The organism is bacterium (assembly GCA_035370465.1).
Classification (GTDB): Bacteria; Ratteibacteria; UBA8468; order B48-G9; family JAFGKM01; genus JAGGVW01.
This window is the reverse complement of the sequence record DAOOVW010000042.1, coordinates 1-13,036: the sequence shown is the minus strand read 5'-3', so window position 1 is coordinate 13,036 and position 13,036 is coordinate 1. Positions and strand designations below refer to the sequence as shown.

The 13,036-nt window shown below is 30.9% G+C and carries 13 protein-coding genes; all 13 read right to left on the bottom strand.

Annotated elements, in window-relative coordinates; genetic code table 11:
• Positions 1-62: 62 nt before the first annotated feature.
• The 13 genes from PLW95_06340 to PLW95_06280 all read right to left on the bottom strand — a co-directional run bounded on the left by PLW95_06340 (position 63) and on the right by PLW95_06280 (position 12,965).
• Positions 63-2,396 carry a glucosamine-6-phosphate deaminase gene (locus PLW95_06340; protein ID HOV22281.1) on the bottom strand — a complete coding sequence of 778 codons (2,334 nt, stop codon included), beginning with the start codon at positions 2,394-2,396 and terminating at the stop codon, positions 63-65.
• Entirely contained in the window at positions 2,383-2,943 is a 561-nt protein-coding gene (locus PLW95_06335) for a flavoprotein (GenBank protein HOV22280.1), read from the bottom strand. Before PLW95_06335 ends, PLW95_06340 begins: the two co-directional genes overlap by 14 nt.
• 532 nt (positions 2,944-3,475) lie before the next feature.
• Complete coding sequence (locus PLW95_06330; GenBank protein HOV22279.1) at positions 3,476-3,796, bottom strand: hypothetical protein; 321 nt, start codon at positions 3,794-3,796, stop codon at positions 3,476-3,478.
• Position 3,797: 1 nt separating this feature from the next.
• Complete coding sequence (gene hisB / locus PLW95_06325) at positions 3,798-4,379, bottom strand: imidazoleglycerol-phosphate dehydratase HisB (GenBank protein HOV22278.1); 582 nt, start codon at positions 4,377-4,379, stop codon at positions 3,798-3,800.
• Between the two features lie 86 nt (positions 4,380-4,465).
• Positions 4,466-4,882 carry a DUF86 domain-containing protein gene (locus PLW95_06320; GenBank protein ID HOV22277.1) on the bottom strand — a complete coding sequence of 139 codons (417 nt, stop codon included), beginning with the start codon at positions 4,880-4,882 and terminating at the stop codon, positions 4,466-4,468.
• Positions 4,848-5,315 carry a nucleotidyltransferase domain-containing protein gene (locus tag PLW95_06315; GenBank protein HOV22276.1) on the bottom strand — a complete coding sequence of 156 codons (468 nt, stop codon included), beginning with the start codon at positions 5,313-5,315 and terminating at the stop codon, positions 4,848-4,850. The genes PLW95_06320 and PLW95_06315 overlap by 35 nt, the downstream gene beginning before the upstream one ends.
• A gap of 319 nt (positions 5,316-5,634) precedes the next feature.
• Positions 5,635-7,692, bottom strand: a complete 2,058-nt coding sequence (locus PLW95_06310; protein HOV22275.1) for a hypothetical protein — start codon at positions 7,690-7,692, stop codon at positions 5,635-5,637.
• 773 nt (positions 7,693-8,465) lie between these two features.
• On the bottom strand, positions 8,466-9,203 hold the full coding sequence (locus tag PLW95_06305; protein HOV22274.1) for a DUF1559 domain-containing protein: 738 nt from the start codon (positions 9,201-9,203) through the stop codon (positions 8,466-8,468).
• A 51-nt stretch (positions 9,204-9,254) separates the two neighbouring features.
• On the bottom strand, positions 9,255-10,046 hold the full coding sequence (locus PLW95_06300) for a prepilin-type N-terminal cleavage/methylation domain-containing protein (GenBank protein HOV22273.1): 792 nt from the start codon (positions 10,044-10,046) through the stop codon (positions 9,255-9,257).
• Positions 10,047-10,586: 540 nt separating this feature from the next.
• Positions 10,587-10,850, bottom strand: coding sequence for a hypothetical protein (locus tag PLW95_06295; protein HOV22272.1), 264 nt, complete (start codon positions 10,848-10,850; stop codon positions 10,587-10,589).
• On the bottom strand, positions 10,847-11,137 hold the full coding sequence (locus PLW95_06290; GenBank protein HOV22271.1) for a 4Fe-4S binding protein: 291 nt from the start codon (positions 11,135-11,137) through the stop codon (positions 10,847-10,849). The genes PLW95_06295 and PLW95_06290 overlap by 4 nt, the downstream gene beginning before the upstream one ends.
• A 185-nt stretch (positions 11,138-11,322) precedes the next feature.
• Positions 11,323-11,916 carry a 2-oxoacid:acceptor oxidoreductase family protein gene (locus tag PLW95_06285; GenBank protein HOV22270.1) on the bottom strand — a complete coding sequence of 198 codons (594 nt, stop codon included), beginning with the start codon at positions 11,914-11,916 and terminating at the stop codon, positions 11,323-11,325.
• 329 nt (positions 11,917-12,245) lie between these two features.
• On the bottom strand, positions 12,246-12,965 hold the full coding sequence (locus tag PLW95_06280) for a hypothetical protein (GenBank protein ID HOV22269.1): 720 nt from the start codon (positions 12,963-12,965) through the stop codon (positions 12,246-12,248).
• Positions 12,966-13,036: the final 71 nt, after the last annotated feature.

Genomic DNA, 13,036 nt, shown 5'->3' with positions numbered 1-13,036 from the left:
ACTATGTTACTTTTATAATAAATTTTAAACTTGCATTTCTTAAAAGTCAATATAAAGGAGGGTCAGAAGCCCATAATTCGTTTGAGTTCAATTGCTTTCTTAAAGAATTCTTCTGGTTCCATCTCTTTTATGAAAACAAATCCTCTTGTTGCTCTTAGGCGTGGAACTTTGTTTGAATAAAAATAATCCCTACCAAGACATGTTTTTATTTTTGAGTATTGATTTACCATGATTTCCTGAGAAAGTTCAGAAAAAGGACCATCATATTCATAAGATGGGAAAGATGCTTCTTTTTGTGAACCAAAACATATATCAAAAGCCATTTTCATAATAGCAAGTGAGTTCATAGAAACAGGAACAAAGATATTACATTCAGAAGGATGAAACTTAAACCATATATTTCTATAACCCCATATTTTAAAATTCTTGTTATATTTTTCTTTATAATATTTTGTTGCCTGATAAACAACCTGTAAGACCTTATAATGCGTGTCAGGACCTGTCCCTTCAGGGTCTAAAGCAACTGTAATTATATCTGGATTTAATTTTTCTAATAGGTTAATAACCGGCTTTACATCCTGTGGGAATTCTGGTTCAGGAGTAAATATATCACCTGTATAAAATGGAAGACGAAGATGAAAAATATGGTTGCAGTTAAAACCTAAATGGGACCACAAAAGTTCTTCTTCCCATTCTCTTACCATTCCTTTTAATGTCTGTATTTCAGGAATATCTTTTTTGCCTGGATATGAATTTATTAAATATATTTTATATTTTTTTATTTTTCTTTTTATTTCTTCTAAATCCAATTTTCCTGTTATTTCTACAATATTTCTTAACATCCTTCTGCTTTCACCTTCTTCAATCATTTCTTTACTATTTGCTGCTATTCCATCTAAATATTGAAATACATCTCTATTTCTTGCATTTATATTTTCTGGTTGAAAATAGTCCTTCTCTTTTAAAAGAGTAAAAAGTAAATTTTCCTGTAAATATTTTTCAAGTAATTGAATTTTTCTCAAAAGATAATGATTTGTAACAGAAGTAAAACCACTTGTAAATGTAGCAAAAAAATGTTGATTTGAAGGAGTTCGGACAAGATGAAGTATATAAGGAAGATATCCAAGCATTATATCATCATGATGTGGGGAAGTATGAAGAAATGTTGTATTTTTGATTACTTCTGTTCCCTTTTTTATGCTTCTTTTTATATCATTTTCAGTTATAATTAAAGATTTTTTTATATTTATATTTTTCTTAATTAAAATTTTCCCGAAAATATCATCTTCAAAATCATTTTTATCTAAATTACTAATTTTTACTTTTTCTTTATTGGATATATCAATTATGATTTTTTCAATATCTTCTTTTTCTAATTTTTTATTTTCAAGTTCATCAATTTTTCTTCCTTTTAAAAAAGATGTAGCGCCTTTTGTTAAATAAAATCTACTTCCTGCCAGTTTCTGTAAGGAAGTTGCAGGATATAAAATTGAAGGTGGATTTTCCACTGCATCCATTACGACTTTTGCTTTACTTTCACCCGCTGCCATTATTATTGCTGTTGTAGTTGGATTTTGAGTTATTGTTTTTAGTCCAATTGTAACTACACATTTTCCCCTCGCAACTTCAATTCCTCCAAGGTCGGTAGAACTTGCTGCTGCGGTTTCATAATTTATGTTTAAGAGACGAGTTGTTGAATTATGGTCAGAACCTCTTATATTAAAACCAATATGACCATCAGGACCAATTCCACCAAGAAAAAATCCAATTCCACCAAGTTGCTCTATTTTCTCCTCATATTTCATAGCAAATCCATCCATCTGGTATATTGCTTTTTGTTGTAGTTTTTCAAGTTCTGTTTTTGGTTTTCTATATCTTAAAGAAAGGTCAACTTTTTCATCCGGGAATATATATGATAAGTTTTTATATGGAGAGCAACCAACTTTCCATGTATCAATAAGGATTATTTTTTTTGGATTTAAAGAAAATTTTTTAACATAGAAATTTTTTATATAATAATTGAAACTATTTGTTCTTTCAGAATTTATTGGATAGAACTCATCAATTTGAACAAAATAATAATTTTTTAAGTTTGGTTTTTTTTCAGAAAGTCCCCACTGCTTTAATTCTTCTTTTATCTCTTTTTTATTCCAGTTATTTATGTAATATGATGCCCATTCAATAAAATATTCAGGTGTTTTTCCTGTGGGGAGAGAAAAAACTCCTTCTTCATTTAATTGTAGCCACTCAATAAATCTTAATGCAACAATTTTTCCCAATAATGAGAAATTTGGGACTTCAATTATTTTAATTCTTTCAAATGGGTATTTTTCTTTTTTACCAAATTTTTCTAATGCAACTTTTTCTAAATTTGAATTAAAATTATATTGCTTCATTTATATTATTTTGTTTTTTAAACTCATTTTCGGTTATTTCAATTATTTTTTTTATTTCTGCAAGTCGTCCAATTCCAACTTTCCCAGAAGCAAGTTCTCCTTTTTCAGGACCAATAAATTTATATCCATACTTTTTTAATTTCTGAACATTTTCTTCAACAATTTTGTTTTTCCACATATTATCATTCATACCAGGTGCAAATATAACAGTACCTGAAAAAGCAAAAATAGTACAGGTAAGAAGGTCATCAGATATACCTGATGCAATTTTACCAATTATATTTGCAGTTGCAGGGGCAACAAGAATAATATCTGCAAATTCGCTTAAAGAAATATGGTCTTGTTTATAATTTTTTCTGTCAAACATATCAACATAGACCTGATTTTTAGAAAGGACTTCAAGAGTTAATGGAGAAATGAATTTTGTTGCTTTTTCTGTCATAATTACCTTAACTTCCCAATTTCTTTTTTTAAATTCCCTTACAATTTCACAACTTTTGTAAGCAGAAATTGAACCACAAACACCAATAATTATATTTTTTTCCATTTTTATTAACTCCGTTTAATTTCTTCCTCTAACCAAACCAATTAAAGTTGCTTACTCTGTTTCTCAGAGTTGGTGCGTCATCTCCCCCTTTGTAAAACCGACTAAAGTAGCAAAGTTTAGCACACAGAGTTGGTGCCGTAATGTATTTCAATAGGCACAACGGGGCAGGGGGACTTTAAGGGCGATTTCTAAATCCACCCCATCCCTCCTTTATAAAAGGAGGGAGTGTAGTTGTCTCCCTTTATTAAAGGTAGAAAGAGAGGGATTTAATAAAAGATAAATGAAAATCCATCCCCTCGGGCATAGCCCACGGGCGAGCATCTTCCCTGTCCCTGTCCGCCAATTCCGCCAAATTCGGCTAGAATTTCGAATCCGACACGATTTTTGGCGGAAAGAGTGTCGGATTCGCAATGTTTTGTAGCGAACTTTGTGGCGGAGTGGAGAGAAGAAAAAAAGAGGAAAATTAAATTTCTCTTTCAAATTTTTTCTTCTAATCGCAATTTTATTAAAAAAGAGTAGGGGGATTTTTCCTTTACTCTGTTCCTTTTTGGTGCATTTTCTTTGCTGTATTATATGCATCTGAAATACTATATATTCCTAAAATAATTATTCCTATAAGACCAATAAAAAATAATATAATTCCCCAGACAAGAAATGAAAAAGGGGTCATTCCATTCCATAAAAAGAAAAACAAAAAGATAGAGCCAATTATAAAAATCAAAAGAGAAAAAGCAGAGAGGAAAATCAAGTATAATCCCTTCCTTATTTCACCATTATAAATCTGTCCTAACCCATTTACAACAAAAGAAAGTAGGGCAGAAATTCTTGGATTTGGTAAATTATTTTCTTCCATTTTAATCAATTCTTCCTTTTGTAGATGGGGTGCTTTTGCCTTCTTTTTTCATTGCTTCTTTTAAAGATAAGGCAACGCCTTTAAAAATTGCTTCATTTATGTGGTGAAGATTTTTACCATAAACAAAATTTATATGAAGGGTAATACCTGAATGATTTACAAAACCATTGAAAAATTCCTTTATATCTTCAATTTCTAAAACACTCTCTTTTTTTCTAATATCAGGAACATTAAAAACAAGAAAAGGTCTACCTGAAATGTCAACTGATATATTCACTAGTGTTTCATCCATTGGCATTGAAGAAAACCCAAATCTTCTAATTCCCTTTTTATCTCCCAATGCTTGTTTTATACTTTCTCCTAAACATATTCCAACATCTTCAACAAGGTGATGAGTATCAACTTCAATATCTCCTTTTGCCTTTATTTTGCTATCTATTCCTGAAAATTTTGAAAATAATTCTAACATATGAGATAAAAATCCAATATCTGTTTTTACTTCATAATTTCCATTGCCATCTAAATTTATTTCTATTAATATATCTGTCTCTTTTGTTTTTCTTATAATTTTCCCTTTTCTCATATTTATATTTTACTTTTTCTTTTATCTAATTGTCAATTGTGTTCAACCCCGGCGGTTAGAAAAGTAGAAGAGTTTTTATTTAAAAATTATACTTGAAAATATTTTATTATTGTATCAGCGAATTTTCTAAATGTATCAACATAAGAGAAATTTTTATAAACTTTTTCTAAATCTATATATAAATATTCATGAACTATGATATTTCTAAACTTTATTAATTTTTTCATATCCTCTTCTAAATTTTTATCAATTATTCCATTTTCTCTTAATTCTTTAATAATTAAAGAATATGTATCTGGAATAGGCAAATTTTTTTCTGATAGTAAAAAAGTTCCAATATCAAGACAAATTTCAATTGCAACCTGAAAATTTCTGCATGCACTATCTTGACATTTCCAGTCAGTTAGAAATTCTGATAAGGAAATTTTACTTAAATTATCTAATTTATTCAAAGCAACTTCTAATTTTTCAAGACGATTTTTTACTGGAATTGGCAATTCCATATTTCCTCTCCTTAATTCTTCTAATAAGTGCTTGTTCAGAAAAATTTCTTAACTTCTCTGTATCAAAAAATTCTCTTAATTTTCTTAACTCAAACTCAATCCTTTTATTTGCATCTTTACTCAAAATAATTTTTCTTGTTTTCAAAATTTCCTTAAAGAAAGATGGGGAAATTTCATTTAATATAACGACATCCACTTCATCCGTTTTTAGGACAGTATTTATTATTTCAATTAGTTCTTCTTTTTTATCAAAATAATCAATGCCTTCTTTTAAATAAAAAGCAAAATCAATATCGCTTAAAGGAGAAATTTTATTTTTACCATATGACCCAAATAAATAAAAGAATATTACATCTTCATCACTTTTAATTTCTTCCTCTAATTTTTTCAACAATGGGAAAATATTATGTTTTATTCTCTTTTCTCTTATCATCTCTTCTCTCCTTCCCCTTTTTTCCTTTCTTCTCCTGAAGATATCCCTTACCCACATCTTCTAAAATCCTCTTGGGTAAAGGGATTTCCTTTGAGCCTATTTTCTTTTATAAAATAGAAAATTACTACCTTTCTCTTTACTTTATCACTTTTCAGATAATACAATAAAGTTTAGAATATCTTTTTCAAAATTCACTCTGTTCTTTCATCTCCCTCCTTTTGTAAAGGAGGACTTATGGGTAAGGGATAACTCCTAAAGAAGTATAAGATGACAAAGTATTTTACTTTGTACCTTTGCTACTTTCTACCTTGTGTCTTTGTTATTCATTGTACCTTGAATTTTTCCTTAGAGAAAGGAAGTTGGCTATTTTAACAACAGGAAATATTATAAAAGAAAGATAAAGACCAAATGTAGGTAGAATTAAAAATGGTATAACAACAGAAGATAAAGAACCACCAAGCAAATCAAAAGCATATAATTTTCCTGTTTTATCTACAAATTGGGATTTATCAAGAAAAGAAATAAGCCCAAATTCAAGACCAACAAAAAAACCAGAAATAAAAATCATACCAAGTAAAAAAGGAAATGAAATTGTTCTTAGAAAATAAATTGTAATAAATGAAAGAATATAAAAAGAAAGAACAAATGTCTCAATATAAAATATGTTTTCTTTTTTTAAGAAATTCATTGAAATAATGGACCCTATTGAAATGCCTCCCATAAATAAAGCAGTTAAAGTTGAAATTTTTGAATAGACATAACCAAAAATTACCTGAGTAATAATAATTAAAAGTGATTCAAATCCAAAAGATACAAATCCATTTGTAAAAACAATTTTTGAACCAACATTTTTTCTTGAAATGAGTAAAAATAATATAAAAATGAAAAAAAGAAGAAAATACAAAATATTTTTATTCTCTGAAATAATTTTAAAGTAATTAAAAAAGAAATTGCCAATTTTCTTGTTAGAAAGAGAAAGGAAGTTGGAAACTGAAATCAAGAGGAGGAATTGATTGTTAATTGTATTTTCATTTGTTTTTATTATATTTTTCCTTATATATTGTTTTTCTTTTTCATGACTTAAAGTGTATTTTATATATGATGGGTTGAAAAAATCATTATCATAAATAAAATTTTTATTAACTTGGTTTAATTGTACATTTGAAAATATAGAAATGAAAGGATATGTAAAAATAAATTTTGAATATTCAAAATGTTTTTTAAATGTATTATAGACAATTGAATGAATTTGTGAAATATCTTTTCCAGCATATTCATAGTTACCTGGCAGCAATAAAGAAACAATTTTTGTTTTTTTTGATAGATGAGAAACAAAAGAAGAAGTAAACCGAGTATTTTGATAAAAGTTCAAAGGAAATGTCTCTCCAAGGAAAATAACATCAAAATTCAGGTCTGTTTTTTTTATAAAAGGGTCTAATTGTGAATTTATAAATATCAAGTTTTTATAATTTTTTTTCAAGAAATTTTTTTTAATAATTTCTATTTTTTTGCTATCTACATCAACATAATAAATATTTTTTGGTTTATATTTTTCAATTTCATCAATTATTTCTGGATTTGACACAACAAGGACATTTTCTAATTTATCAAGAAAACATATTGAAAAGAAAACTATATTTTTTAAAGAATAAATATCTGGTTGATTTGAAATTTCAGGTATTCCATTTGTTGAAAGGACAATTTCTTTATCCTTTTTAACTATTTCAATATTTTGATATGGAGTATAAAATGAGTTGGCAATTTCAAATGGTTTCCACTTAAAATTTAATGAAATGTTTTCAAGAACATTGGAATAAAAAAGAATAAGTAAGAAAGGAAGAAGTAAAAAATAAGAGAATTTTTTAGGTCTGATAAAAGTAAAAAGATTAACAATAGATATTATAGAAAGAACAAAAAATGGATTAGAATTTAAAAAGAAGAAGAAATAAATTATAATTCCACCAACCAACGCCCCTAATCCCTCTAATCCATAAACTTTACCGCTACTTTTCTCTTCTTTAAAAAGAGAAGAAAGAAGAACAAAACGGCTTCCTTCAAAGAGTCCGGATAAAAAAACAATAAAAAATGAGGATATAATAAATGGTAGAAAAAACTGTATTTGAGAAATATGTCTTAAAGTTCTTAAAAGGAAAATTGAGAGAATAAAAAAAACATTTTCAAAAATTGTTAAAAAATTAAAAGGAGAAGAATAATTTTTAACTTTTTTGAATAAGAAACTACCAATTCCACAACCAGCCATCCAGAAGAAAAGGACAATAACAAAGGAAAATTCACTACCAAAGAAACTACAAAAAAACTCTCTTAAAAGAATTGTTTGAAAAATAATTCCACAAATACCTTTAAGAAAAATAGACATTTATAATAATTTGGTAAAAGTAAAATGAACTTTACTGATAAAGCACAAAATCCTCCTCCATCCCCCTTTACAAAAGGGGGAATTTTAACTCCTTCCCTTTCCAAGGGAAGGTAGGGATGGATTTATTAAAATCTCCCCTTGCCCCTCTTTTATAAAGAGGGGAACATTCTTCATCTCTCCGCCAAAATGCGCGTCGGACAGGCTTTAATAAAAGGGGGAGATGACGCACCAACTCTATCTTGCTAATCCTACCCTCTTTAGTCGTATTGTTAAAGGGGGAAAATACTCTCCCTCCTTTAAAAAAGGATGACCGCCAATGTTTTAGTGGAGGAGAGGGCAGGGGGTGGATTTCTTCTTTACAATCCCCCTCATCCCCACCTTCTCCCCAGCGGGGAGAAGGATGAAATCTCCCCTCTATCTCCCGTTGTGCTATCTGAAAATCCCCAAATCCCCCTAACCCCCTTTGAAAAAGGGGGAAGAGATTAACTCCTTCCTTTGTAAAGGAAGGGTAGGGATGGATTTATTAAAATCTCCCCTTGCCCCTCTTTTATAAAGAGGGGCATATATGTCTCGCTTTTATTGTTTCAAGAACCATGTTCTTTTATCTTAACCATTTCAAAGGGGAAACTTGTAGGTAAAGGATAATAGCCATTGAGGGTAGGGGTTAGGGGTATTTTATTTTCTTTAAAAACAAGGGCTTTGGTTGAAATTATGGCAGGATAAAAAAAAAGAAGCCCCCGCAAAAAGCGGGGGCTTCTTTTGGTTTTCTTTGATTAATAAGGATTCCTTACCCTTGCCTGAGTACCACCAGCATTATCAACATTGGGGAACATATCATTTTTTGTTGCTTTACCAACTGGAATCCATGATACATGCCCATCAACATAGCATGCGTTTACACCATCATTTTTGTGGTTAAGAAGTCCTACCGGTGTTGCACTCGCTCCACCTGATGTTGTTGCCGCTCCTGACTTTAAAGCAGTATAACTCCAGTCAGTACCAGGGGCGGTTCCAGGAGCAGGAGTACCACTAGTAGGAACAGCTTTATCAACCACAAGGACTGTATCTATATCAACTGCTTCTGAACACCAGAGAGCATAAGCATAAGAACACCCATTGTCATCAGCATTTCCAGTGGTTCCAGGAACATAAACCAGTACATTACTTATTCCCTGGTTTGATTCTTCAGTAGCAAGGCCAACAGTCACATGGGAGAGGTCTGATGGGCATACAAATGTTTTTTGAGCAGAGACATAGTTTGGATAAAGAAGTCCTAAACAACCCGGAACTGTCTGTCCTGTACCTGCTGATGTAATAGGGAAAAATTCTCTGTAATCCTGGCTATACATTCTCAATGCAAGCCCTATTTGTTTCAAGTTAGATATACAGACAGACCTTCTTGCTTGTTCTCTTGCTCTTGCTAATGCTGGCAGTAACATTGCTGCTAAAATCGCTATAATCGCAATTACTACCAGCAATTCAATTAATGTAAATCCTTTTCTCTTTTTCATTTTTTTTCACCTCCTTTTTATATAATTTTTCAAATAACAATTACAACTAACTTAGAATGGTTGTGTAGTAGGTGGTGTATTTTCATCAGCACCATTGACCGGGTTCCTAATTTGTTCATAGTCAGTACCACCACTTACATCTGCTACAATCTGTCCTCCACCAATTTTAGGTACTGGTAATTTATAAACAGTACCATCCTTATAAGTTGGAACCCATGCCACATGTCCATCTACATATAAAACATTTATACCATCAATCCCGTGATTATCAGCTGTCTGACATCGGATATTAGTTGCGTCTGTCCATGCTCCACCATCACCTACCACTGTATTACTTGTACCAAAGTATGCAATTTCATCAGCACAGAGAACACTTTCATTTCTACTTTGTTCATTTAATCCAGGTGCATAAGCATAGGAAAGATGTTGACCAAAAAGAGGTAAGTTAGCCGCTGTTGCTGTTAAAGTTCCATAATTTCCTTCTATAACTCCTCTATCCATATCAATCCACCATGGTGCTTTTGTATCAGAAGAAGATGGACAAACAAATATCCCTGTATCTTTTGCATATTTTGGAACTAAAAGAGAAAGTGATTGTCCTGGACCACAGTCATCATTATCAAATGCTCCATTATAATCATAACCAGGGCAATTCTCATCATAGTCCTGTGCATACATTTTAATAGCAAGTCCTATTTGTTTTAAGTTGCTTATACAAACACCTCTCCTTGCCTGTTCTCTTGCTCTTGCTAATGCTGGCAGTAACATTGCTGCTAAAATCGCTATTATCGCAATTACTACCAGCAATTCAATCAATGTAAATCCTTTTCTGCATTTTTTCATTTTTTTTCACCTCCTTTTTTCTTTATTTTTTTCCCCTCACTTTTATTCTCTCCCTTTGTGAAAAGAGAAAAAGTGAAGGTGTTTTTCCTTTGCTTACTTTCTTAAATCCCCCTCAATCCCCTCCGCCAAAATGCTCGTTGGACAGAGACTGGGGATAAGGATGAAATCCCTCTTAATCTCCGTTGTGCTATCTGAGAGACGATAACGCACCAACTCTGCCCTGCTACCCTTTGCTTCCTTAGTCGGTTTTATAAAGGGAGAAGTTACTCCTTCCTTTGAAAAAGGAAGGTTGGCTCGCCCGTAGGGTCCTCGCTTTTGGCTATGGATCCTTCGGACTACGCCCGAGGGATGGATTTTATCAAATCCCCTCTTTTGTCGGTTTGTCAAAGGTGAGAAGTTTTTTCCTTCCTTTGAAAAAACCCTCACCGCAGGGATGGATTCTCTCTTTCACTTTATTTATACAACATATTTTTTATTTTGTCAAGTATATTTTATATCACAACTTTTTATTTTGTCAAATTTATTTTAACAATAACATTTTTATTCTGGTTTGTCAAGGTTTTTTTGTAAATTTTCTAAATTCTGTTTTAAGTTTGTAAGTTGGTCAATAATTTTATTAATTGCTTCTGAACTTTTTTTTATATCACCTGAGACCATTTTGTATGAATTTATTTCTGAATTTAGTTGAGATATTTTATCCTCATAATTTTTTGTTTTTTGTTGGAAAACAATATACTGAATTCCAAAGGCAATCCATCCAGAAAGTATTAAAATAAGAAATGTCAACTTTAACGATTTTTTCATTTTTCCTCCATTTTCATTTCAATTGCTTCTTTTGGACACTCATAGGAACATATACCGCATCCCTTACAATAATCATAATTAAAACCAACAAATTTACCATTTTCCTTATCAACAATAATTGCTCCTTCTGGACAGGATATCCAGCAAAATAAACAATGAATACATTTTTCTGGAATATGGCATGGTTTTAATATTCTCCAATTTCCTGTTTTAAATTTAAGAGATGTTGCTCCTTCTAATACATCTCCTTCTTTTAATTCTTTCCATCCAATGTTTTTTTCAGCCATTTTTCTCTCTCCTTTTAAATACCAAGGTACTGCCAAAATTTTTGTTATCTGCTTATTACTCCCTCACTCCTACCCCTCAGGCGTAGTCCAGAGGGATCCATAGCCAAAAGCGAGGAACCCTACGGGCGAGCCTCTCCCCACTGGGGAGAGGATTAAGGTGAGGGGGGATTTCATCTTTTTTTCATCTATTTTTTGACACTACCAATACCGACTACTTCATTATATGCTCTTTCAATTGCTTTTAAATTTCCTTCAATAACTTCTGGTTTATGTCTGAATTTTACTTCTAATTTTTTCTTTGTATCTTCAAGCAATTCCTTAATATCAAGAATCCCTGTAACTTTTACGAGAGCACCCATCATTGGAGTATTGGGAATATCTCTTCCAATTGTTTCAATTGATATTTTTGTAGCATCAATAGTATAGACATTTCCATTAAAATTTAATCTTTTTTTAATTTCCTCTGGTTTTTCAGAGGTGTTCACTATCAAAATTCCTTTTTCGGGGTCTAAGCCATCAAGAATATTTACCTGTTCAATTAAACTTACATCAAGAACAACCACAACATCTGGATTTTCAATTCCTGAATGGATTCTTATTGGTGATGAACTTATCCTATTAAAAGAAGATACAGGAGCGCCCATTCTTTCAGGACCATATTCAGGAAATGCCTGAATATATTTTCCTGTTGAGACCGCTGCTTCTCCAAAAAGTAAAGCGGCTGTTTTTGCACCCTGTCCTCCTCTTCCATGCCATCTTATTTCAAACATTTGTTCCATTTTTCTTTTCCTTTTTTTATAAGTATTCAGTGGATTTGTTCATATTTATATTTTTACTTTAAAAATTCCCCTCGCCCCTCGGGCATAACCCATACGGGCGAGTATCAACCTTCTCCCCCAAAGGAGAAGAAAAAATCTCCCCCCACCCCTCTTTACAAAGAGGGGAGATGTTTTTTACTCCTTCCTTTTAAAAAGGAAGGTGGGCTCGCCCGTTGGGTCCTCGCTTTTGGCTATGGATCCTTAGGACTACGCCCGAGGGGATGGATTTCTTCTTTACAATCCCCCTCATCCCCGCCTTCTCCCCATCGGGGAGAAGGATGAAATCCCTCTTAAACTACCTTTATTTTATTATACAAAATCATAAATGTTTTAATTGTCAAAATTTCCAGCAAACCAAAAATGTAGAAGAAGAAAATTTCAATTCCTTTTAAATTATTATACTTCTTAAAAAATAAAATACAAATACTCCACAAAATCCCAAATAAAAAAGTTATAATGACAAAGGTATCTAAATTTTCTTTTACAAAATTAAAACTTATTTTCATTGAATCAAAAACAGGTCTGTCTTCAAGGATTATAACAAAAGGAGCAAAAAAAGTCAAAAGGATATAATAAACAGGAATAGAAAGCCATAAAAGGGTTATAATGGTTAAAATCGCAGCATTAACAACAGGTATTTTTTTAATAACTTCAATAATTCCGAAAGCAATAGCAAAAAGAAGAGCAAATGAAATACATACAAAAATTTTATAAAGAAGGACTCTTAAAAAAAAATAAAGACCATCAATAAAAATATCTTTGGATATAATAATTTGGTTTTTGATAATTTTTTTTATTCCTGAATAAACAGAGATTGTTATATAGTTTTCAAGTAATAAAAGAAAAAGTTGAATTATAAAAACTATGGATAGAACTTTTAAATTAATCTCCGACAATAAATTGCTTATTACAATATATAAAAAAACTATCAATGATAAATAAATATCATTTGTCTTTATATTAAATGTCTCTTTAAAAATTGATTTTAATTCTCTATTATTTTCATTCATTGTAAATATATTAGAGTTCAAATTTCTTCATATCTTATAATTAAACTACTTTTCTTTTGGGGAAGACGAAT

Excerpts from the sequence above, each read along its gene's own strand:
- PLW95_06340 (HOV22281.1), bottom strand. The coding sequence starts at position 2,396 with ATGAAGCAATATAATTTTAATTCAAATTTAGAAAAAGTTGCATTAGAA.
- PLW95_06335 (HOV22280.1), bottom strand. The coding sequence starts at position 2,943 with ATGGAAAAAAATATAATTATTGGTGTTTGTGGTTCAATTTCTGCTTAC.
- PLW95_06330 (HOV22279.1), bottom strand. The coding sequence starts at position 3,796 with ATGGAAGAAAATAATTTACCAAATCCAAGAATTTCTGCCCTACTTTCT.
- hisB (HOV22278.1), bottom strand. The coding sequence starts at position 4,379 with ATGAGAAAAGGGAAAATTATAAGAAAAACAAAAGAGACAGATATATTA.
- PLW95_06320 (HOV22277.1), bottom strand. The coding sequence starts at position 4,882 with ATGGAATTGCCAATTCCAGTAAAAAATCGTCTTGAAAAATTAGAAGTT.
- PLW95_06315 (HOV22276.1), bottom strand. The coding sequence starts at position 5,315 with ATGATAAGAGAAAAGAGAATAAAACATAATATTTTCCCATTGTTGAAA.
- PLW95_06310 (HOV22275.1), bottom strand. The coding sequence starts at position 7,692 with ATGTCTATTTTTCTTAAAGGTATTTGTGGAATTATTTTTCAAACAATT.
- PLW95_06305 (HOV22274.1), bottom strand. The coding sequence starts at position 9,203 with ATGAAAAAGAGAAAAGGATTTACATTAATTGAATTGCTGGTAGTAATT.
- PLW95_06300 (HOV22273.1), bottom strand. The coding sequence starts at position 10,046 with ATGAAAAAATGCAGAAAAGGATTTACATTGATTGAATTGCTGGTAGTA.
- PLW95_06295 (HOV22272.1), bottom strand. The coding sequence starts at position 10,850 with ATGAAAAAATCGTTAAAGTTGACATTTCTTATTTTAATACTTTCTGGA.
- PLW95_06290 (HOV22271.1), bottom strand. The coding sequence starts at position 11,137 with ATGGCTGAAAAAAACATTGGATGGAAAGAATTAAAAGAAGGAGATGTA.
- PLW95_06285 (HOV22270.1), bottom strand. The coding sequence starts at position 11,916 with ATGGAACAAATGTTTGAAATAAGATGGCATGGAAGAGGAGGACAGGGT.
- PLW95_06280 (HOV22269.1), bottom strand. The coding sequence starts at position 12,965 with ATGAATGAAAATAATAGAGAATTAAAATCAATTTTTAAAGAGACATTT.